Origin of the sequence: Bacillus sp. SIMBA_074, from assembly GCF_046534555.1 — a bacterium.
Classification (GTDB): Bacteria; Bacillota; Bacilli; order Bacillales; family Bacillaceae_G; genus Bacillus_A; species Bacillus_A mycoides.
Genome location: NZ_JAWRYM010000266.1, coordinates 1 through 319 on the forward strand (window position 1 = coordinate 1; position 319 = coordinate 319).

1 protein-coding gene is annotated in these 319 nt (G+C 39.8%); it reads right to left on the minus strand.

Features of this window, described 5'->3' with window-relative positions; translation table 11 throughout:
• On the minus strand, positions 1 to 292 hold a 292-nt coding region (locus tag SB773_RS30790; RefSeq protein ID WP_410594031.1), incomplete at its 3' end, for a cytochrome P450.
• Positions 293 to 319 lie beyond the last annotated feature (27 nt).

Genomic DNA, 319 nt, shown 5'->3' on the forward strand with positions numbered 1-319 from the left:
CGAAATGATTACCGATACAAACTCTCGCCCCTCCGCCAAACGGAAAGTAAGCGAACGGAGGTAGAGTTTTCAAAAAGTTGTTTTCAAATCGCTCAGGATTAAAAGACTCTGGGTTATCAAAATACTCTGGCTTGTGGTGCATCACATACTGACTTAACAAGAGCATATCGCCTTTTTTAAAATGATATCCTCCTATTACCACATCCTCCTCCACTTTCCGTGATACTATATAGCCAGGCGGGTATATGCGCATTGATTCATTGATAATATTTTGTGTGTACGTTAATTTCATATAATCGTCAGGAGTAGGGTTACGATT